Below are 20,384 nucleotides of genomic sequence, written 5' to 3' on the forward strand. Positions count from 1 at the left end.
GCAAGCCGGCATGCTAGCAGAAAGACCGTCTTATCAACTTCGCTGAGCACATCAGGCACACTACTACCGGTTAACCGAAAACCCATCTCTAATGCGTGTGTGCTTTATATCTCATTCAGCGGGTGGATACGGTGCGGAGCTTGCACTGCTGGAACTGCTGGAAGGTCTGGTCAAATGCGGCATCGAGTGCAAGGTCCTGGTGCCGGAAAAAGGCCCCCTTCTTGCTGAACTCGACCGATTGCAAATCGAGTGGCGCTTGATGGAATTTCCGAAATGGCGGCCGCGCCGGCGAAAAGTGCGAAATCGCATCGTTCGTATTATAAGAGCGCTGATGTATGCATTTCCCATGGCAAGAGCAATCCGGGAATGGAAATGCGATGTTGTCTATACCAATACCGTTATGATCATAACGGGGGCGTTCGCCGCCCTACTCGCGCGAAGGCCGCATGTATGGCATTTGCATGAGTTTGGCTACGTTGATCCCAGGGAGCAGTTCGACCTGGGGCGACGTGTGGTGACATGGCTTATCGATCATCTCTCTACAGTGATCATTGCGAATTCCTGTACCTTGAAGCAGGAATATGCCAGATATGTGGACACTCAAAAGTTTCGTGTAATTTATCAAGCGGTAACATTAAAGGAATTCACCAATAATCCTCCACCATCCATAGCGGGGATAACGGCGTTCAAGTGCATTATTGTTGGTTCATTGCAGGAAGCGAAAGCACAGGATGAAGCCATTCTCGCCCTGGCTGAAGCCCGGAGGCAAGGAATCCCGGCAATCCTGCTCCTGATCGGGGAAGGAGATCGATCCTTCAGACTAATGCTTGAGGGGCTGGCAGAGCGTTGTGGTGTTGAACAGCAAGTTATCTTCCATGGGTATGCAACAAACCCCATGCCGCTTATCGGTACTGCTGACGTGGTGTTGATTTGTTCTCGATCTGAGTCGTTCGGACGCGTTACTATCGAGGCAATGCTTGCAGGAAAGGCGGTAATAGGCGCGGCCGGGGGAGGAACCATGGAGCTTATCCACGATGGCAGCACCGGATTGCTCTACTCGCCCGGAAATTATCTTGAGCTGGCTGCCAAGATACGGTACTTGTACGAGAATGCCGAGCAAAAATCGAGGCTCGGGACCACGGCGCGCAACTGGGCCAAAGATCGCTTCCATCGGGAGAGATATGCCGGAGAAGTGATTAAGCTTCTGGAGGAAGTGGTGAAAAAAAAGAAGAACAGATACGATGAATCCAGATAAGGATGGTAAGGATACCAGCGCTTGTAGCGAACTCGCCACGCAGATGAACGTCAAGTATCGCGAAAATCTTTGTGAATCATGGTTCTAAACTAAAAAAAGAGCGTTCAACTACCGGATTTGGGATTATTGGTTTGGGCTGGATTCCGGATCAAGCCAGGAATGGCCCGGAATGACGGGATTGATAGTAGTTCTGGCCGGATCAATAGTATGGCTTGAATATCGATGAAGGGAAAAATCTGCCAGCCAGCTCCCTCAGATCGATATCCTGCTGCCTGCCATCCTCGAACCTGAGCTGCCACCGCGGGCCGTGGGGATCATTTGGCTTCATCGCTACGGGATCATCAGCCAGTCTTATGCCTCCTTTTTCCAGGGCTTTTCTCGCGGCTTGCGCATCGCCCGTCAAAAGAAAGCGCAGTGCATCCGGAATGCGCTTTTTCTTCGCTTCCCACGCCTTGTTCATCCATGGGGCCATTTCCTCGATGAGGCCGTGCTTCCTGTAGATGTTGGCCATGCGTGTAAGTTCATCCGAATCTTCCAGCAGGTTGCCCGTCAGCATGCGGCGGGCGATCGTTTCATCGGCTGGCATGTCCGCCAATGCGCGCGGTCCCGCATTGCGCCTGTAACGTTCCATGAGGCCGGCGTCGGGACTGCCAATTCTATTGGGCCGCATTTCGGGTAGGCTGTCAGTTCGGGGGAACGGTACGGAAGCGGCAACAGGAAGTTCCGGCTGAAATCCGCCCGGGCTGGACAAACCAGCCGCTGATGCGGGGGAGTTTCCGGCGGCAAATCCTGATTCCCCCGGCTCCCAGGCGCTCACGATTTCATCGTTGGCGGCCCGCAGGCGTTCCCGCCTGTCCTGCTTGAAACGGGCTTTGTCCATGCTCGCCTCGTGCATCTGCGCATCCCGTTCGTCTGCTTTTGCCAGGCGCTCAGCCGTCTTGCGCCTGGCCTCCATTTCCCCTCCGCTGCGCAGGCCCTCCGCCAGTCCGCCTGCAAAAGTGCCAAAATTAAACATGAAGCCCTTCCCTCCATCTGCCATTTTCGGACCGATTATTTCGGCCTGCCGATATAGGCGCTGCCCAATTGCCCTGCCAGGCTGCCCAGCCCGGCAGCGGACAGCGCATTTGCCTGCTGCTGCTTCGCCCATGCGTCGAGCTGCGCGTTATGCAGCGCCGTGCCGGCTGTCATGTTCCCGGTGGCCGAGTTCCCGGCGTTGAGAGCGGCGGCATCCGCGGAAATTCCCGTGGTCGGCATGTTCCGGCCGAATTTTGCCGCGCTTTCGCGCATGGCCATGCCCTGCAATTCAGTATTCCGGCGGGCCTTGTTCATCGCCCCGGCGGTATCCCTGGCAAGCCCCAGGCTGATGTCGCCGGACAATGCCTGGAATCGTCCCGAATTTGGATTGACCCCCAGGCGTTCCATGGCCCGCTGGCTGGACTCCAGCGCGCCCTGGTATCCGCGCGCAATGTCGGCCGCGGCTTCCGCCGCCATTCTTTCCTTGCGTTCGGGTGTGTCATACTCATTGGCATCCTTGACCATGCGGGCTTCCACTGGCGCGAAAAGATCGCGGTAGATTTGCCACTGGGATTCCGCCCGGCTGGCGTTGGCGTCGCCCAGGCCGATCTGCTGATCCACGATCTGCCGGATCAACGGATCCTGTACCGCCGCCCTTTCTTTCTCCCATGCCAGTTGCTGTTGCGCTGCTTCGAGCTGCTGCTGGGCGATATCGGCGTTCTGTTTTGCCGCCTGGCCTATGAGCGGATCGGGTTTCGGGGGTTTGGCGCTGCACATTTTTCAGTCTCCAGTATTTTGGCCAGTCCATTTTCGACATGGCTGTAGCCCAGCATCCGCAAAAATCTTCCTGCCTTGTTGACTGTCTTGACAGTGATATGGATTTCGCTCGCGCCAAGCAGCCGCATGGCATTCTCCACATAGCCGACGAAACATCTTGCCACCCTGCCTGTGCGGGCCACCGGCAGCAGGTAAAGCGTATCTTCGGTCGCAAGGAGGGTTTGCGTATGCGCGCTCCGATCCAGGTACATGGCGCAGTTTCCGCACAACCTGTTTTCCTTTCTCACGGTAAAAAGGAGATAGCGCCCGGCATGCTCATAACGGATAAATGTCGCGTAATCCGGATCGAATGGCAGCCCATGCCGATGCCCCTCGGTTTCATCCCAATGCGCCCGGTGCAGCGGCCTGATCTCTTCCCCGATATCCGCGATCCGTTCCCGCGAGAACACGAAATCCCCGCATTTCTCCGGCCGGATCAGCGCGATACTTTCTCTTGGCGCGAGCCTGTCGAGGCATTCAGCGGCGATGCAGATGTCGGCGGCGAACTCGGATGTCAGGGTAACGCCCATGTTCGCTGCGAGCAATGCCACCAGCGTATTATTCATTCATCATGTCCGGGAATCTCTGAATCACTGGCAAACGGCTTGCAGGCGCGATACCGGTTTTGCGCAATGGAATGCGGACAGGCGATGGCGGTACCGCCCTGCCCGACTCGGCATCATCCGTCCGTGCGGGCAATCACCTGCTCCAGCGCGGTGCGTACCGCATTGGTATAGGAGTACAACGCCTCGCATTCCGCCTGTGTCGGAGTCGGTGAAAAGGTAAGCTGCTGAAATTTTGGCGCCTCGATCCGGTTTCCCCGCCGCCCGGTCAGTATTTCCATCATTGTTTTCAGCCACTCGGGAGTACCGCTGGGTATGCCGGGCTTTTTGATGCGCATTTGCTGGACATGGCCTCTCGCCAGCGCGGATTCGATCATCGCGCCGGCCATCGCCGCTGCTTGCGCACGATTGGATTGACGCGATGCAGCAACGGCCAGCAGGAACGTTTCACCTATGATGGCTGCTCCGCAGGTATTGGCCTGGGCCGGATTTGCAGTGATCAGGTAATGCGTCGAAAGCATGAGGCCGGCGCCACTCGCATTGCCCTGCATCGACCAGGATGGTACCGCCAGCAAATGCTTCTGCATTATCACGGCCGTCGTGCTGACCGTATTGCGCTGCATCGAGCCTGCAACCAGGAGCCCGGATGCGGCGACGAGCTCCACTTCGCCAGCTTCGCCCCTGTTTGCCTGGGTTGCCGGAACCGGCAGGAGCGAATGGCCCTGCAAGGCCGGCATTGCGACGCCGAGATTGCCTTGTGCGGAAGCGGCGCCGGCAAGCATGTGGCGCTGCGCGACTGCCTCCCCGCCGGTGGCCTGGATTTGTGCAGACGCAGCAGGTGCAAGCGGCTGTACCTGACCTATCCCAGCAATGCCGGAAGCATTTTTCTGGACCGGGCCGGTGGCGGACAGGCCGCGTCCGTTCGAAGGCACCCAGGCATCTTCTCCTTCCGGCTGGAAAAGTTGCCACGGATTTGCCGCGATGGCCGCTATCGACAAGTCATCCAGGTATTTGTCCAGGAGATAGAAATAGGCAAACCTGCCCGATAAAAAGGGCAGCCCGCTTCCCCTCTGGTTTCCTATCCATAGCGGATTCGTCACGGCGCCCGGGTTTTTTCCCGAGGCGCTCGCGATATTAACGCCGTCGCGAAACCAGTCGCACGTTGCGCCGTTCCTGTTTCGCAATGCGCCGTGCACCACCGTGCCCGTCGGCCAGCCTGAGGAAAGCAGGCTGCCTGCGTACCCATTGACCGAGAACCATAAGCCCCCGCCTGCTGTCTGGAATATATTCCAGCCGCTTGCCCCGTTTACCGTGCAGTCGGCGACACCCCGGTAATTATCGAAAGAGTCGAAAATTCCACCGAACAGCACGGTGAATTCCGCTGCCGGGATATTCGCCGCGCCATAGCTCAAATAGGTGCTCGTGCCATCGAATACGAGCGCGTTGCCCAGCGCGGTTGTGTCCAGGGCAATGGCCCCGTTCAAAGCCGGGGCGCTTATCCTGCTCCCGGCATTCCTCATCCATCCGCTTGGATCGCCCGCGGCGATGATCGATGCCGAGACTCCCGCAAGCGCGAGATGCGTCGTATCAGGCGCGGCCGGATACAGCGGCTGATTGGTCAGCATTTGTCAAATATCTTCGGAGGAATATTCAGGCTACCGTCGTCAGTTCGCTGAGATATGCCTCGACGGTAACCGCCTGTCCCGTATTGCCCGTGAATTCGACCTCCAGGCACATGATCTCCCGGCCGATGGGATAGGTCCAGCCCAACGCCGCATTCGCCCCGATGCCGGGTCCAACCGCCGGGAAAAGCGTTTTCCAGCTCGGCCCCGCACTGCCGGGAGGCGGCAGGGTCGCGCTGTGCGCGATCAATACCCGCGCCGTGCATTGCGTGGCAGGACCGATGGCGCCATTGGCTATGCTCAGGGTAAGCCTGCTGGGCCCCTGCACCGCATTGAGGTCCAGTGTGCCGCGCGTCGTGCCACCGGGAGGATTGGGTCCGTTCGCCACGAGCGTGCGGGCGGTTTTCGTCAATGCCATGATCTGCCTCCCGTCCGGTTCTTCATGAAGGCTGGGAGCTGGTGTAGGTGATGGACGGAAATACGACCGTGTTGCCGCTGGTGACGACCTGGTCCGACGTTTCATCGGTGACCCATAGCACCCTGCTGGCGTTGTCGGTGAACGCGATGTGCAAATCCGGCGCCGCGCCCGAGCTGGCCGCCGCCGTTGCGCTCTTGGCAGCCGTAGCCAGGACGCGCGCCGCGCCATCGGCCCCCGAGAGGGTGAAGTCATCGCTTCCCATCGCGACGGTGCATATGGCATTGCCGGTCACCGTTGCATAGCTGTCGCCCGCAGCGTACGTCTTGAGCAGCAGCATGCGCAGGCTGCCGCTCCTGATCGCATTCAACCCCCCGTCCAGCACGTCCGCGTGTGCATATTTTGCCATTTCATGCCTCCTCTAGTCCTCTGGTTTCCGCCTGGTTGTCCTGGTTTCCCGGGTGCGAACCGATAAATCCATCAACCTGAATCCACCCTGTAGCGAACTTGGCTATCCGGACCCGCCTGGCCCGGCCCGCCCGAGCCTCAGGCCTGTCTTAACCCATCCATGGTTTCCGCCAGTGTCACCGCAGATACCTTCACATTGCCCGACAGCACGATTTCCACGTTATCGGCCTTGTAGCCGCCTGGCAGGCGGAAAGCGCGGCTGCTGCCAATCTGTTTGCTGAATTTCAAAGTGTCGTCGATCCATAGCTGAAATTGCAGCGAATCAAGCCGCAACGGTGGAATCGGGCTCATCGCATCGCCTCCTATCTCATGCTCTCCCACTGCTGAATCGGCCAGTCCGTCATCCATCGCGCCGGAAACAGCCAGCGCATGGTTGGCGGCCACGGCGCTCTCATTTGCGCTCCGTGCCAAAGCCACTTCCTCCTCGGACATCTCGAAATCCGCGTCGATCCTGGCTGCGCCATAATTGAGAGGGGGCGCGGTAACGAATTTCCTGCTCTTCCACTCGTAGATCAATTTTGTCCCGGCATCCCCTTCCCATTCATATATCTTCCGGTCCGCCGCTACATACAGCTTGCCTGTGGCCGGGTCCGCCCATATGGCGGTGATTTTCTGGTTTACCTTCAGAAACGAGGCGCTCTCCGCCTTGTCGATCACGAACATGAGCGAACCGCCATCAGCCGAATAACCGGCGTAATACCGGTTGTCCGCAGCGGCGGCGATGAATGTGCCCGGGTTCAGTGCCGACCACTCGCTTTGGGTGAATAAATCCTTGGTGACGATATCGCTTGTTCCGGCGGCCGTCCCGATGATCACCATGCCTTGCGGCGCGGGATAGCCGACACCGAATGCGAAATTTGCGACGCCGCGCTTGGCCATGCATGGCCACGCCACCCCGAGCTTTTCCATGCCGCCACCCATCGTTGCCGGTTCCACGCCGGTAATGGTGAACGGATTTCCAGTCGTCATGCCTATCAGGGTAGTGCCATTCACCGCTATCGCCACAATATCCTGGTCGTAGGTCTGGCGGTAGGCGACGGGCCAGGCGTAGGGTTTGAAGGGTTCGGAGAAAAAAACTTCGTTGCCCGCAAAGCCAGCCGCGATGCCGTTGGCCAGGATGATGATGCCCTGCGTGCTGGCCGGCGGCATTTCCCATGTGGCGGAGGGCAGAATTTCCGCCAGCGCCACCTCACCGTCGGCGACGGTGTCATTGAAGGTGGAAGCCGCCGCGGGGATAGTGGCTACATAATGATATTCCGTATCGCTCGAGGCAGTGACAGTCCGGTAGATGCGCTTGCTCATGCCTGATGTGTTATGCGGCGCCACGCGGGCCCAGATCCCTCCACCCGAGTATGCCTGGCTGGTCGCGAGCGCCACCGCTATCTTCTTTGCGGCCGTATCCACCCCCACAATCCGGAACCTGCCATTCAGGTCAGTCATGCCGGCCACCGACGCAAACTGGATTTCTTCACCGGCGCGCAGGCCGAAAACCGTATCGAGCGCGACCTCAGCCTGGCCCGGGAGCGGCGAATCTGCCACCGCATCTGCCAGGGTTCCTGAATTCGGCGGAGCGCCATCCATGGCCGACAATATCCAGCTACCGTTATCGCCCCCGCTGATTGCGGAAGATGGAGGAGACGGCCTCGACTCCTCGCCCCATTGGGTGACGAAGGTGTAGACATAGGCGCGAGAAATCACCATTCCTCCGGCGCCGGGGCCCCCTGCCGGGAGGACGGCAGGCGCCGTCTTCGGCGGCGTTACCCCCAATACGTAGCAGCCGGACGGGTAAGGTCCCGTGCCTGCGGTTGCCATGTCATAATCCGACACGCGCGGCTCGCCATCCCCTGTATAGTAAAAGCGCCGGGATACATTATCCGCAATGGGCGAGCGCGCCACGTCCACATCCTTGTCCCAGGCAAGCCATTTTCCATTGTCTTCCTTCTCCATGCGGAACAGGGATACGATGTCGCCTTCGACGGCCGGCATATACACCGGCAGGAGACCGTTCCGGGGACGGAGATCACCGGAAGTAAGCCTGCAGTTGGTCGCCACCTGCGCCTGGTTCGGCGCCAGCAGCTGTTTTGCCAGGCGCGGCACCAATCCGGAAAACCCGGCGATACGGAATGCGGTCATCCGGGCGAAACCTTGCTGCTGGCCTCATCCCCGGCCAAGGGTACGGGGGGCGCGGGAGGCACGGCATCCCCGGAGGATTTCCTGCCTTCGCATATTGCCCGTTCCTCGGCCCGCCTTTTCACCAGGCCGGGCAGCACCTTTCTGCCGGGCCCATATTTGAATGCCTCGATGCGCGCGCATGCTTCGGCATACCGGCCGGAATTGATCAGATCGATCAGATTGGGTGGTTTGCCGGGTGCGGCCTTGCGGCAGAACGTGGGAACGCCGACACTGTACGCCAGCCGCACGTAGGCTTCGTACTCGTACTGGTATAGCGGCACTGTAACGCAACGCCTGACCCCGGCGGCATAGACTCCCTCGATCTCATCCAGCAGCCTCACCAGCGAGCGCGTGGGCGTGGTTCTGTCGCCCATCCTGACGCCGGTGGTGGAGCCGAATCCGATGGTTGGCACGTCGCCGGGTACAGGAATGTAGGCTTCCTCCCGGTAACCCTCATGGACCGCAATTCCTACCAGGGTGGAGGCGGCCAGCACCATCATGGCGACGGTGGCGCGCGCCTGGGTCGGAGTCGGCTTGATCATCTGCTATCCTTTTCCGCTTCTCGATCCTGCCCTGCCCCCGTAGGCTGCATGCGCGGATCAGGCGGGGTAGAGTCATGAGGGACGGAGCCATGAAAAATCATTTGGCATTCTCCTTGATACAGTCGAGCTTCGCCTTTATGGTTTCTTTGAGGTCGCCCGCGTCCAGATTGGCGCAGGAAGAGACCGCCGGTGCGGGCGCAGTAGCCGAGGGCAGCCTGGATCGGGCTTTGCGCCCATCCGTCCTGCCTGCCTGGGTCTCCGAACCGGTTCCGGGATCCATATCCGGCCCCGAATCGGGATCGACCGCGGGGAAAGGCGCGCCGGCAGGACGATCTCCGCCGGGGGTGGGCCCCAGGATGGCGCAGGACGAGAGAAACAGGGCTGCGAGATAAGGCCTCATGGTTTTCTCCCGTTTCTCCCGTCTCTTCCATAGGGCCACTGATCGATGATCCTGTCGAGTTTTTCATTGAACTCTCTCATCGTTTCACGCTGTTCCGCGCGGGTGGATTTGATTTCGTCGCTCAGGCGCTCATTGGTGCGCTCCTGGTACAGCTCACCCCTTTTGAGGCTGGCGATATCATTCTGCACCGCGTTGTAGGTAGCGATGCCGGATGCAGCAAGTCCGGCGATCGCGATGATCCCGCTGAAAGAGAGAGTATAGGTGGATGGCCCCCGGCGCCGCTCCACCCGTTCCGGTTTATGCTCGCTATCGTCCTCGTTCATCTCAGAACAGGCTCCAGAGAATGACGATCAAAACCACGGCAGACGCGAGCAGGATGGCGGCAGTCCACTTCGATGCCTTCAATTTGTCGAGCAGCCCATCGGCCTCCGCGTCGGCTGCCGCATTCTGGCGATCGAACTCCTGCTTGATGCGATTACGCTGATACATAGTCATGATTGCTCCTCCACGAAAATGGTGGCTCGTAAAATAAAAAAAACGCGGCATGGCCGCGTCCTGGCAGGCGGATCCGCCTGGCTTATTTATCCATTTGCCATTGGATCGCGTCCATCTGTTCCTTTGGTGCACTATCGCCCAATGCGATGATTTGATCCCGCAGTTTTTGCCGGTTTCCAGTCAGCCGCCCGTGGACTGATGCAAATGCTGCCGCGTTCGCCATGATTCTGCCGGCCAGCTCCGCCCTGGAAAGGCCGCGTGCGCTTGCGGCGGCATCGAGCCAGGGCGTGGCGGCATCCGGGTTCTGCAGCCAGGCGCGCGCTTCCGTTTCCTGCATGGGCCAGCTCCTCGTCTCATCATCCGGATAGCCGGCCTTCAAGGTGCTGATGGCGTCCTGGTAGGCGGCATCGATGCGGGCGAACGCATCCTGCCTGGGCGCAGCGGCAGCCGGAGTCGTTGGCCGCGGCGCCGCCTCTTTCCACAATTCGATGAAGGGCTGGAAATCCTCGACATTATCGAGCTGCGTATTGGCGGATTCGTCATGCTCCACATGGCCTTTTTTTCCGTCCCACTGCACTGCCCGGATGCCGGGAGGCAAAGCGGATAAATCAACCATCCGGAATGTGCCTCCGATGCCGACCAGGCCGTCATCGCGAATGATGGTTATGCGCATCAACTGTCCTCCTTTTGCCATTCCACCCGTCGTTTCTCCGCCTTCCGGGCGGCGGCCAGCAGTTCCTGCCCGGGCGTTTGCCGGGCCTGTGCGCGCTGTCCGGCCATTGCGTTGCGGAATGATTCGATGGCCGCTGTCCCCTTGCGCGATTCATTGGCGGTGTTTATCATGAGGGTGGGCATCCAGGCAATGGCGCAGTGCCAGCTATCCGTTTCTTCTCCCGTGTTCGTGTTAACGCCGCGAACCTGCACGTACCAGGGACAGCGATAGAGTATCGGTCTTGACTGGTCCAGCTTGACTTCTTCACATTTTGCCCCGAGCGGGCAGTCTGCCATGCGTGTCTCCATCAGTCCTTTCTCGCAATGATGAGGTCGATGTATTGCACTGCCAGATTGATGGCCGTGCCCGTGAAAGTGTGATTGTGAGAGCCACCGCCTCCTATACCCCCATCAGTGGCTATAGATGTGCCACCCAAAGGAGAACCACCACTGGACGGAGAGATACCACTTCCAGACGTTCCATAAAATATTGTGTTATGTGTATGCCACGGTATTTGGCCCGAGGTTAGTGTCGTCGCACTATTCGATCCACTCACAGCCTGGGTCGTGAAAGCATTCGTAAAAGTGACCGAACCGCCCGAGCCTCCTCCTGCTCCGCTGACGATCCGCAAGGCCTTGTTGTTGTGGGTGGTTACCTGTGTCCAGCCTGCCGGGGCGGCCGCCTGGAAAAACAGCATGACGGTGCCTGCCTGAATCAGGTCGGCTGATGCTGCTCCCAGCGCTGCTCTTGCCGCCGCCGCATCGGCCTGTACCAGCAGGGTGCGGATGAAAGCGCTCAGTCCGGCCAGCGCGGCTGTGCCTGGGCCGGTGAAGTACGGCACCTTGTCCGCTGCGGAAGCAAGGCCGCCCAATGCGATGAGGTTGGAATTCGAAAGCGATTCCCGCAACGCGGCGCTGGTGATGCCCGCGACAAAATAATCGCCTGCCGCCCAGGTGCGGGCGGCGGTGCCATCCATTCCCCGGCCGCCCGCGGCGATGGTGAGGCTGTCGGCATTGCGCGCCTCGACCTTCACGATTTCACGATTGCCCGATGCATCCTTGAATATTCCATAGAAATAATCCCCCGACCCCAGCGCCGGAAAAAGCAGACCCTTGCCTGCCTCGACGGTGAAATTCAGGCCGGCGCTGCCGGCGGGCGCGGAACTGACCACCGCTTTGCCAAAATTGGAAAACTTGAGCCCCATATCTTCCTCCCTGTCTATCCGCGCTTGTCCACCTCATTGCGGCTTATTCATAGCAGCTTATGCCCGATCCCTGATTCGTGTGCGCAGCGGCAGGCGAATGTAGCTTCTCTCCGCATTCATGGCAGCAGCGCCGGTCTTGATGCCGAACTGCTCCTGGTGGTATGACGCGAGTTGAAGCTGGGTATAAGGCTTCTTGGGCGAAGACATCAACCGGAACAGCGCCCCATGGGCTATCGCTTCCCGGTATTCGTCAAATTCCCTGTCGCCCAGGCCGGTGCTGGCCGGGGACGGTTTCAGGACAACTCTCAGGATCAAAACCCCGCTTGCGGTGGGTTCGGGCGTGAGCGTGAAAGAATCGGCGCCCCCAAAAATACAGGAGGGCACCCCCTGCAGGAGGTTGATCGTCCTGTTGCGTTCCTCCATATCCCTGCCGGCAGCGAAGCATGCGATTTTCCTGCCATCCAGCACCGCATGGAGAATCGCATGCAGCGCCGATTCGGTGGGCAGGGTGAAAGGATAGGCAGGCACGCCGGGCTCGATCGCTATGGCCGGATGATCGAACCGCCAGGCAAGCGATTGCTCACAGAAGGCAATTGCCGCCTGGCGCAATGCATTATCCATCGCCGCAAATGGGCAGCCGGGCAGATGCGGAGCAACCAGGTCGTAGAATTCGCTCCAGGGCTTCACGGGTACGCGCTCCCTTCCGGATGGAGCCAGCGCATTTTCCATTTCATAGCGGAATCTCCCCCTCGAAGAATCGGCCGAATGCCGATGCCCGTCCCGAACTGACGTGTTCGTCATCCACCGTTTCAGCCCGGAAGGTGATGTAATCCGCCACGGTTTGCAGGTACCCGGCGGGCAGCGGAAAAGCATCGTCCAGCAGCCTTTCGCCGTCGGCCCAATCGGGCCATGGGACGAATTGCTGGGAGAAAAGATCAGGCCGGCGCTTCAGTATCTGCAGCACGCCCTGGTTGGCGAATGCCAGCAGTATTTCATCCGGATACCTGTCCTTGCTTGCGTCGTTCAGCGGGATGCGTGCAAGATCGACCGCCGACCGATAGGTGAATGCCATCATCCTGAATCCGGCAGTTGGACAGGATGGAGTGTGCGGTTTTTGGCGTGCAGGGCAAGGCGCAACGACGCGGAATGGCTATTCCATTCCAGGGAGTTGCAACGCTGCCATGTACCGCAAAAATTGCACAATCCGCCCTGTAGCGAACTCACCATATAGATGAGCGCCGAGTACTGAGAAAAGTTTTTATAGATCATAGCTTTAATCTGAAAACGAGCGGCCGACTGCCGGATTTAGGATGACTTATCCAGCTCGTGCTGCGAAAACAGGGCGACCACTTTTTGCCGCAGCGCCTCCCTGCTCTGGCGCTTGTCCAGCTTCTGGTTGTAGTTGCGCTGAACGAAATCGGCCAGCGCTACTTTATCCATGCCGTGAAAATCGACCACGGGGATCGGTTCTTCCACCCGCGCTTCTTCCGCCAGCAGGCCGATAGCGCCGTCCGCCGGGTGGTCATCGTTCCCGTTATCCACGGGCTTGTCCGCTTTCGCCCAGCTATCGGTAAACGGCAGCAGGCGCTCCGCCATCTCGGCGGTCACGCTGCGAACCTGACCCGGTTCCCAGCGCAGGCCGATCCGGCCGATGCTGTCGGTTTTGACGGTCTTGCCGATATATTTCACTAATGGCATATCAGGCTCCCATAAAAGGAGCGGCCTCCGTTTGATGTGCTTAGCGTGCTTAGCGTGCTTAGCGTGCTTGGTGTGCTTGGTGTGGTATGGGGGCGGCCGCCCTGGTTTGCTTTTCACCCGCCCTGTTACTTGATGCCTATGCCGTCGCCTTTGACGATCGCGGTTACCTTGCCGGCAGCGAAGGTGGCTGCGGCTGCGGTAACCGTGATGGTCAGGAATACCGGCCTTTCGAACTTGAGAGGTTGAAAAGCCAGCGTGGTACGCCCTGCATTGCGAAACAGGGCGTTGCCACTTGCGGAAAAATAGGCATCATCGGCCGTCGGCCCCTCGTTCGCATTGACCGGCGCAAAACCGATTTTGCATCCGATAGCGGGCGTTCCGGCGGTATCGAGATCGTCGTTGACGATATCGATATCGGTCACGTCGAGGCCTCCAGGGATGATGACCGGGCGGTACACATCCCCGACCGCAGCTGCCGCTGGGGTTACGGAGCCGTAAACCACCACGGCGTTGCCATATCCGCCCATGTGGCGGTTTTTAGTAATCAGATCTGGTGCGTTGAAAGTGGCCATCGATACACTCCTTGAAGAATGGCATTGGTAGGCTGGAAAACAGCGCTTGCGGGGATTACAGCGATACTGCGGAATCGACTGCGATCACGCCAAAATCAGTCGGCACTTTGGTTCCTGTTCCATCATCGATGGAAAGCCGGACCTTGGCCTTGCCGCATACTTTTTCCCCCATGACTTCCAGGTTGCTCTCGAAGTTGTACCAGTGCTCCTTCCAGCCAAACTGCATTCCGCTGATCTTGGTTCTGCCGTAGGCTACGCCAAGCGCCTGCGCCCCCAGGAGGAGACCCCGCTCTACTGCATAACCCGCAGCCAGGGCCGGATTGATTGCCTGATCGGTTTCGGTGGCCGTGGGGGCGTTCGCGGCGGTCACGATTTTGGTCGTATCTCCCGGCATGAAGCGGATTGCCCGCTCGTTCTTGATTACCAGGATGCCATTCCACATGCCCACTTCTCCGGCGAACAGGGGATGCCGGCCATCGAGGTATGCCGCCCGGTTTACCGCGTTTTGCTGGAATGCCCGCAGGGAGCCTTCGGTAAGCAGGATGGAATACTGGTTCGGGGTGGCGAGGAACACCCACATCCTCGAAGTCTGCGCGGCGCTGTCCCCAGCCAGCTTCACCGATTGCAGGGGCTGGTCCATGTCGTCGATCCGCTTGCGCAAATTATCCAGATGGCTGAGCTTGAGCTGGTCCGTGGAAACGATGGCGCCCAGTTGCTGCCCGCCTTGAACCAGGTTTGCGCCATTCACCACGAAATGCCGGTTGAATGTGGGCGCCTTGACGGGATTGACCATGACTGAAGCGAAATTCGGGGCGCTCTGGAGGGGAATGGTCCAATCCGTACCGATCTGCGACCCGCGGGCGCCGGCGAGGTGCACCAGCGATTCCTGCGTATCCAGCCTGGGGAAATAGCCGGATAATTGCGCCAGGGCGATCTCGCGCAGGTTGTGCTTGGTGCGTTGCTGAGACATGCTGCCGCCCGCGTCGATGACCTTGCTTGCCAGATCGATCTTGATTTCCATGGAGGAAAACGAGAGGGTGCTGCCCTTGCCTTCGCGGTTGACATCGCCCATCAGCGGTTCCCCGCCAACGGTATCGACCAGGTCGAGCGACACCACCTCGCCTGCGCCTTTCATCAGGTTGTCTATCCTCACCAGGGGCATTCCGGGCTGGGTCTGGCCGGCAAATTTTTCCATGGTGGCGGAAGGTTCGACCGGCCCCACCAGGTTTTCCAGGGCTGAGGTACCTTTCAGGGTATTGGCGAAGAGCGCGGCGCTATAGTGTTTCACGGCAATCGGGCTGCCGCTTGGAACATTTGTTTCAGCCATTTCGTTGGGGTCCTTTTAATCGAGTTCGGCTCTCAAGGCTGCTGCCTGCTGCGAGGGCATCTTCATCAATCGCCTGGCCAGTTCATGCGGGCTCAGGTTTTCGATCTGGTCGCGCTCGGAAGCGGGATTGGCTCCGCCCTGGATATCCGATAAGGTTGTGGGTTTTCTTGCCGGAGCATTTTCAAGCCTGGCTCGCACTTCAGCCTTAGTCTGCTCCGGGTCGGCTTGCTTTGGCATGGAAGCTTCCGGCATGATTGCCTTCACGCGGCGCGCAACCTCTTCGAACCTTTCAGCAAAAGACTTTCCCATCCATTTACTGCTGGTCCGGAGAATTTCGTCCTGTTTCAGCGCTTCCTCCCATGCATGCGGATCATTGTTTTCCCAGTGCACCAGGTCCGGGTTGCCATCCTTGGCTTCGGCAATCTGCTCCTCCACGGTGAGTTGCCGGGCGCGAGCCGATGCTTCCTGTTCGTATCTCAGCTCATTCAGCGTTTTTTCGAGTTTTTTGCCTTGCTTTCGGCTTCCCTCCAGTACAGCAGTGATTACCTGATGGACTTCCGGCATATCCGCTTCCAGCCTTTCCAGATGCTTTGCCAGGGTTTCATCGGAGATTTCGCCGTCCATTCCTTCCGCATTCTCATTCTTCTGCTTCAACAGCGTTTCGAGCTTTTCGGCCGCCTTTCTGTTTTCCAGCTGAGCAGCCTGAAGCTGCTCGCGCAGCACCGAGTTTTCCACACGCAATGCTTTATGCCTCCCGTAGGGGATGATCCCCTTGCCATTCTTCGTGTGGACGATCGGCTCGTCTTCCCCCGCGCCGTTAGCCACGTCTTGCTGCTCTTCCGATCTGGGTTCGTCTCTCGCCATCTGCTCGTCTGGAGCGGGAGTCACGTTCTCCAGCGTCTCTACATCCTCCGGTGCAGGATTTGCGATTGCTTCATCCGTGAAGTCATCGGTTTTCATTGTCATTGGCTTTTCCTCCAACTGCTTAACCCAGTGAGCGGGTCCGCTGCGCGGAATTGATAGAATCGAATGGTTGTCATGATTGCTGCATACCAAAACAAAAAGCCACCCGGAGGTGGCCATTGCAGGATTTACGCAGGATTTATGATTTACAAATTCATGCTTTCACAAACAGATAGCGTGCCGGCGGTTCCGCCGCAGTGTCCACCGCGCCAATGCTCGGAGGGTTATGGAACGTCCTGCCGCTGAAATCCCTGCCGCCCAGGTAGGCCCCGGCACGCTTGATCGCGCCTGCCTGCGGGCGGTGACGGGCATCGAGCAGAGGATTGTCGGTAATGGTGCCGGTCAATGCCGAGCCACGGTCCGTGTTCAGGTAGCCGCATATGCAATTGTTCTGTCCAGTAAATCCGGTCACGTCAGGGAAAATATCGACACCATAAAACCGGTCACCAATATGGCGCAGAACATTGTTCGTAATGTTGCCATTCTTGCAGTTCGGAAAAGCGCTTATTTCCCCATTATTCCGGATGCCGGATGGGCCCAGATTATTATCGAAAAATGTATTGTGGCGCAGGACACTTCCCCACGAAGATGCCAGCACCGCTCCCGATGCCTGATTCCCGTATGCGATGTTGGACTCGAGGATGTTGCGGTCGCCCATATTAACGGAGAATCCACTGCCACCGTTGTTGTATGACTTATTCCGCCGGAATACCGAGTCGTCAGTCCAGTTATCAAAAGCGAACCCATGACCTTCAACGAAAGGTGAAGACGGGTCGTTGACGTTGTCATAAGCCTCACAGTCCTCTACCAATAAATTGCAGCAGCGCCCCCAGGCATATTTTACGGATTGACTAGCCGGATTTGTTGCCGAGTTGATATTGATATAAAGATTTCCGCCGGAAACGCCAAATTCGCCGTCACGAGGGGTAGTTGGAGTGATTGTATTTTTGTTGAGCCTGCCATACCCGCTGACTTTCGTCGTGACATAGTACACATCGGCCTGATACGCAGCCAAAGCTCTATACCAGACCAGTCCAGCCTGCATCCATCCTGACGGGGTAAACTCCTGGAGTCGGTATTTGTTGGAGAATCCGTGACCTCCCGCTGGGGCATTGAAACCATTGCCGTAAAATTTACAGCGCCTGACAACGACCCCATGTGCGCCATTGACAAGCATTCCATGGACGGGATTGTTGAGGAAGTGGCAATCTTCGAAAAGATAGTCGCTCGTGTCTCCCGTTGATGTATCAGTACCTCCGAAAAATAGCCCTGTTCCATTAGCGCCTGGGGCAGTATTGGCAAAATAGCATCGCTGAAATCTGTGACCCGAATTCCCTGTGCCACCACTAGCGACAAGATAAAGAGTATAAGTAGCGCGGTTCAGCGCATCGAAATACATATCTTCAAAATCGATATAACTCCTTCCGCTGCCGTTCAGAATAAAGCTATTATTCAGCGTTCCAGTTGGAGGAGGAGTCCAGATTGAATAAGGAACTTGCGCAATGCCATAAGCACCATACCGCGTCCTTTGCGTGGTACCTGCCCCAGATGCTACTCCTATATTTAAAATAGAAATTGCTTGTGTGGTTCCACGCTTGAAAAGATAGGTATCCCCCTGTGCCGCACCAGGAAATCCCACATTAGCGAAGACCTCATAATATCGTTTTGCCTTATCTTGACTCTTTCCGTTATTTGCGTCTAAGCCGTAGAGTGAATCGAAATACCAGGTAGTCATTTCAATCGCCCACAAAGTGCAAAACACGGAAATACTCGAGCGTCAAGGCGTCTCCCGCATTTGCCCTCTGTCCCATGATCTCGACAGTGGTTGTCATGGAAAAATCAATGGCATAGGTAGCGGGAGTTCCCGACCCGGCAGTGGCGTAAGTCGTATCATATGGCTGTATCTGGGAACTTAGGGAATTGCGGTTGGCGAGGATGATCAGCGGAGCCTCCCTGGTCGAGGTGGTGCGCGTCGCGGAATAAACCAGGATGCCTCCCACCCTCACCTTGCAGATCTTGCTGTTCGCGCTGCTGGCAAATGTCCATAGCGGCTCGATCTGAAGAATGCTGTTCACGCCGAACATTCCCTGAGGAATGACGAATGAAGCAAGCACTTCGTCGACTCCCGTCCATGCGCTTCCGACCGGCGCGGCAGAGCTCGACAAAACCTCGACTGGTTTGGAAACCACCAGGGAATTTTCGGCGGCGCCCTGCTCTATCAATGCCGCCTCGATCTCCCGGGGCAGGCTGGCGATCGTTCCCGCACCATAACGGATAAGGCTCACCGTCTTGTCGGTCCGAAACTTGATCATGCGTCATTCCATTTGAAATTCAAGTCACTAAAGCTTTACCTGTTCCAATCGTCACACGGCCTGCAGGTCCGCGTACATGTCAGGGAGCGAGTAGCCGGCTTTTTCCTCTATCACAATACAGCCCTTGTAGTGGATTTCCCGGCTGGCGACGCCAGCAGGAAATCCATCCCCCGCCCCGTCGTAGCAGCCCATCTTTGCGTAGTTTCCAAGCCTGTCGTTATACCCCAGCGAGCCATCGTACCGGCCTACGAGGCTGCCATTCACGTAAGCGTCGAGATACCCCTGGCCTGTATAGCTGAAAATCGCCCGGAAGCCAAAATACACCCATTGGTCGCTGATTGCATCGAATTCATAAAGTATGCGTTCGGTTACCGGGCCGGTGGTGATGGCGGCTTCGTTATACGCATAGCTGATGCGGAATTTCGATCCGACCACCGACAGGAAAAGCGGGGGAATGCCGGAATAGTCGCCGGGGTCTTCCGTCTGGCGCACCTGGAAAATGATCATGCGCGTGGAAGGGCTGTTGATGAAATCCCATGAGCATAGTTTGAGACCCACGGCGATGTTGTAGGGCGTGCCAAAGGCGAGCTTCTGGGCATAGAGCGTGGGCGAAAATATTTCTCCGCGATAGCCATGGGCAACCGGCGTGTCAGTGGGTTCTATTCTGGAGACGACTGCCCCGGGAATACTGTAGACCCTGTTTGCCTTGCCGACGGTACTGCTTACGCCAGCCGCCGTGGTGCCATTGGAATCGATTGTCATGGTGGTCAGGTCGGTTTCCGGATGAATCAGGAATTTCGCCAGCAAGCCTTTGTAGTACATGGGATAGAAGCTTGGCGACTTCAGAAATGCCGTTGATGTTCTGCCTTTCAGCAAATCGAGAATCGGCTGCGGCAATCCCGCGTAATCCCCTGCCGCTTCCACCACGTAAATATTTCCGCCCTGAAAAAATCGTTCGAGTTGCGGCCGGTATGCTTGCGATACCGGCAAATTCGCTTCATTGATTGGATAAATTTTCATGATCAGTCCAGGGAAGGGATAAGTTCGACGATGATATTTTCAAGCGAAGCAAATTCGGCCCCGTTTACCTTGGTGCACTTGAGCACCAGCTGTTGATCGACGGAGGTATCGATGTTCGCGGTCTTCCAGTCGGCTCCTGTGGCGTTATAGGAACCGGCGCCGACCACGACCCCCGATCCGGGGGAGGTGGACAACTGCTGTAGTTGATCGCTGTTGGTATTCTGGATCCAGGCCATCACCCCGCTGCTGAGTGTGGTCGTAGCACCATACTGAGTGAATTTGACGCCGCCAAAAAACACCTCGAACGTTTTGGTGTTGGCGCTGTTGGCGTGGCGGTGCCGGCACATGATCCGGAGCGAACCGTTCTTTCCCATGCTGCCGCCCGGAACAGTGCCCGAGAATAGAGTCTGGGCGCCAATACCCGTCATGGTCCCCGTTCCCGCGGTGCCCGTAGTGCTGGCATCAGCGGAGAGCGTCAGGGTATTCGCATCGGGCGTGCCGGTTACTGCGTATATGCCTGCAGCGGGGGTGGTCCCGGTTCCGGCGGTGGGCGAAAAGGCATATTTGTCTCCGGTAAGCGCGCCGTGGGCTGTACGCGAAATCGTTATCACGCTTCCTGCCAGAGACCAGGTGCCGACCGCGTCCGAATGGCAGCGCACGCCGGACTGCAGGATGGGCCTGATGAGCGGCACGATCTTCGCGCTACCTGCCTGGACGAGATTTGCTTCGACACTCGGAGCGAGATTGAGAACCGATCCTGCTCCATATTGAAAAACACCAATAGTTTTATCATACACCAGACTGATCATGTCAT

General features: G+C 57.9%; 25 protein-coding genes. 1 reads left to right on the forward strand and 24 read right to left on the reverse strand.

Annotated elements, in window-relative coordinates; genetic code table 11:
- Positions 1-91: 91 nt before the first annotated feature.
- Entirely contained in the window at positions 92-1,255 is a 1,164-nt protein-coding gene (locus ACZ5CE_RS07585) for a glycosyltransferase family 4 protein (RefSeq protein WP_464574278.1), read from the forward strand.
- A gap of 199 nt (positions 1,256-1,454) precedes the next feature.
- Here ACZ5CE_RS07585 and ACZ5CE_RS07590 read toward each other — a convergent pair whose 3' ends face one another.
- The 24 genes from ACZ5CE_RS07590 to ACZ5CE_RS07705 form a co-directional block, all read right to left on the reverse strand.
- Positions 1,455-2,270, reverse strand: a complete 816-nt coding sequence (locus ACZ5CE_RS07590; protein ID WP_464574279.1) for a hypothetical protein — start codon at positions 2,268-2,270, stop codon at positions 1,455-1,457.
- Between the two features lie 35 nt (positions 2,271-2,305).
- A complete protein-coding gene (locus ACZ5CE_RS07595; RefSeq protein WP_464574280.1) occupies positions 2,306-3,046 on the reverse strand; it encodes a hypothetical protein in 741 nt (246 codons plus the stop codon).
- Positions 3,007-3,651, reverse strand: coding sequence for a hypothetical protein (locus ACZ5CE_RS07600; RefSeq protein ID WP_464574281.1), 645 nt, complete (start codon positions 3,649-3,651; stop codon positions 3,007-3,009). The genes ACZ5CE_RS07595 and ACZ5CE_RS07600 overlap by 40 nt, the downstream gene beginning before the upstream one ends.
- A gap of 113 nt (positions 3,652-3,764) precedes the next feature.
- Complete coding sequence (locus ACZ5CE_RS07605; RefSeq protein WP_464574282.1) at positions 3,765-5,273, reverse strand: hypothetical protein; 1,509 nt, start codon at positions 5,271-5,273, stop codon at positions 3,765-3,767.
- A 25-nt stretch (positions 5,274-5,298) separates the two neighbouring features.
- A complete protein-coding gene (locus tag ACZ5CE_RS07610) occupies positions 5,299-5,688 on the reverse strand; it encodes a hypothetical protein (protein WP_464574283.1) in 390 nt (129 codons plus the stop codon).
- A 22-nt stretch (positions 5,689-5,710) separates the two neighbouring features.
- Entirely contained in the window at positions 5,711-6,094 is a 384-nt protein-coding gene (locus tag ACZ5CE_RS07615; RefSeq protein ID WP_464574284.1) for a hypothetical protein, read from the reverse strand.
- 137 nt (positions 6,095-6,231) lie between these two features.
- Positions 6,232-8,286, reverse strand: a complete 2,055-nt coding sequence (locus tag ACZ5CE_RS07620) for a hypothetical protein (protein ID WP_464574285.1) — start codon at positions 8,284-8,286, stop codon at positions 6,232-6,234.
- On the reverse strand, positions 8,283-8,867 hold the full coding sequence (locus ACZ5CE_RS07625; protein ID WP_464574286.1) for a glycoside hydrolase family protein: 585 nt from the start codon (positions 8,865-8,867) through the stop codon (positions 8,283-8,285). The genes ACZ5CE_RS07620 and ACZ5CE_RS07625 overlap by 4 nt, the downstream gene beginning before the upstream one ends.
- A gap of 97 nt (positions 8,868-8,964) precedes the next feature.
- Positions 8,965-9,267 carry a hypothetical protein gene (locus ACZ5CE_RS07630; protein WP_464574287.1) on the reverse strand — a complete coding sequence of 101 codons (303 nt, stop codon included), beginning with the start codon at positions 9,265-9,267 and terminating at the stop codon, positions 8,965-8,967.
- The gene (locus ACZ5CE_RS07635) at positions 9,264-9,590 is read right to left on the reverse strand and encodes a hypothetical protein (protein WP_464574288.1); all 327 of its coding nucleotides are present in this window, start codon (positions 9,588-9,590) and stop codon (positions 9,264-9,266) included. The genes ACZ5CE_RS07630 and ACZ5CE_RS07635 overlap by 4 nt, the downstream gene beginning before the upstream one ends.
- A gap of 1 nt (position 9,591) precedes the next feature.
- A complete protein-coding gene (locus ACZ5CE_RS07640; protein ID WP_464574289.1) occupies positions 9,592-9,762 on the reverse strand; it encodes a hypothetical protein in 171 nt (56 codons plus the stop codon).
- Between the two features lie 82 nt (positions 9,763-9,844).
- Entirely contained in the window at positions 9,845-10,435 is a 591-nt protein-coding gene (locus ACZ5CE_RS07645) for a hypothetical protein (protein WP_464574290.1), read from the reverse strand.
- Complete coding sequence (locus ACZ5CE_RS07650) at positions 10,435-10,770, reverse strand: hypothetical protein (protein ID WP_464574291.1); 336 nt, start codon at positions 10,768-10,770, stop codon at positions 10,435-10,437. Before ACZ5CE_RS07650 ends, ACZ5CE_RS07645 begins: the two co-directional genes overlap by 1 nt.
- An 11-nt stretch (positions 10,771-10,781) precedes the next feature.
- Complete coding sequence (locus tag ACZ5CE_RS07655) at positions 10,782-11,678, reverse strand: hypothetical protein (RefSeq protein ID WP_464574292.1); 897 nt, start codon at positions 11,676-11,678, stop codon at positions 10,782-10,784.
- A gap of 57 nt (positions 11,679-11,735) precedes the next feature.
- On the reverse strand, positions 11,736-12,407 hold the full coding sequence (locus ACZ5CE_RS07660) for a phage adaptor protein (protein ID WP_464574293.1): 672 nt from the start codon (positions 12,405-12,407) through the stop codon (positions 11,736-11,738).
- A gap of 1 nt (position 12,408) precedes the next feature.
- A complete protein-coding gene (locus ACZ5CE_RS07665; RefSeq protein WP_464574294.1) occupies positions 12,409-12,753 on the reverse strand; it encodes a hypothetical protein in 345 nt (114 codons plus the stop codon).
- A 230-nt stretch (positions 12,754-12,983) separates the two neighbouring features.
- The gene (locus ACZ5CE_RS07670; protein WP_464574295.1) at positions 12,984-13,376 is read right to left on the reverse strand and encodes a hypothetical protein; all 393 of its coding nucleotides are present in this window, start codon (positions 13,374-13,376) and stop codon (positions 12,984-12,986) included.
- 125 nt (positions 13,377-13,501) lie between these two features.
- Positions 13,502-13,948, reverse strand: a complete 447-nt coding sequence (locus tag ACZ5CE_RS07675; RefSeq protein ID WP_464574296.1) for a hypothetical protein — start codon at positions 13,946-13,948, stop codon at positions 13,502-13,504.
- A gap of 55 nt (positions 13,949-14,003) precedes the next feature.
- Positions 14,004-15,275, reverse strand: coding sequence for a phage capsid family protein (locus tag ACZ5CE_RS07680; protein WP_464574297.1), 1,272 nt, complete (start codon positions 15,273-15,275; stop codon positions 14,004-14,006).
- 15 nt (positions 15,276-15,290) lie between these two features.
- Entirely contained in the window at positions 15,291-16,241 is a 951-nt protein-coding gene (locus ACZ5CE_RS07685; RefSeq protein ID WP_464574298.1) for a hypothetical protein, read from the reverse strand.
- A 151-nt stretch (positions 16,242-16,392) separates the two neighbouring features.
- Positions 16,393-17,973 (reverse strand): right-handed parallel beta-helix repeat-containing protein, encoded by a 1,581-nt coding sequence (locus tag ACZ5CE_RS07690; protein ID WP_464574299.1) that lies wholly within the window; start codon positions 17,971-17,973, stop codon positions 16,393-16,395.
- Position 17,974: 1 nt separating this feature from the next.
- Positions 17,975-18,550, reverse strand: coding sequence for a hypothetical protein (locus tag ACZ5CE_RS07695; protein WP_464574300.1), 576 nt, complete (start codon positions 18,548-18,550; stop codon positions 17,975-17,977).
- 51 nt (positions 18,551-18,601) lie between these two features.
- On the reverse strand, positions 18,602-19,570 hold the full coding sequence (locus ACZ5CE_RS07700; protein ID WP_464574301.1) for a heparin lyase I family protein: 969 nt from the start codon (positions 19,568-19,570) through the stop codon (positions 18,602-18,604).
- Between the two features lie 2 nt (positions 19,571-19,572).
- Complete coding sequence (locus ACZ5CE_RS07705; RefSeq protein WP_464574302.1) at positions 19,573-20,379, reverse strand: hypothetical protein; 807 nt, start codon at positions 20,377-20,379, stop codon at positions 19,573-19,575.
- Between the last annotated feature and the right edge of the window lie 5 nt (positions 20,380-20,384).

Source organism: Nitrosospira sp. TNL200 (assembly GCF_055386305.1).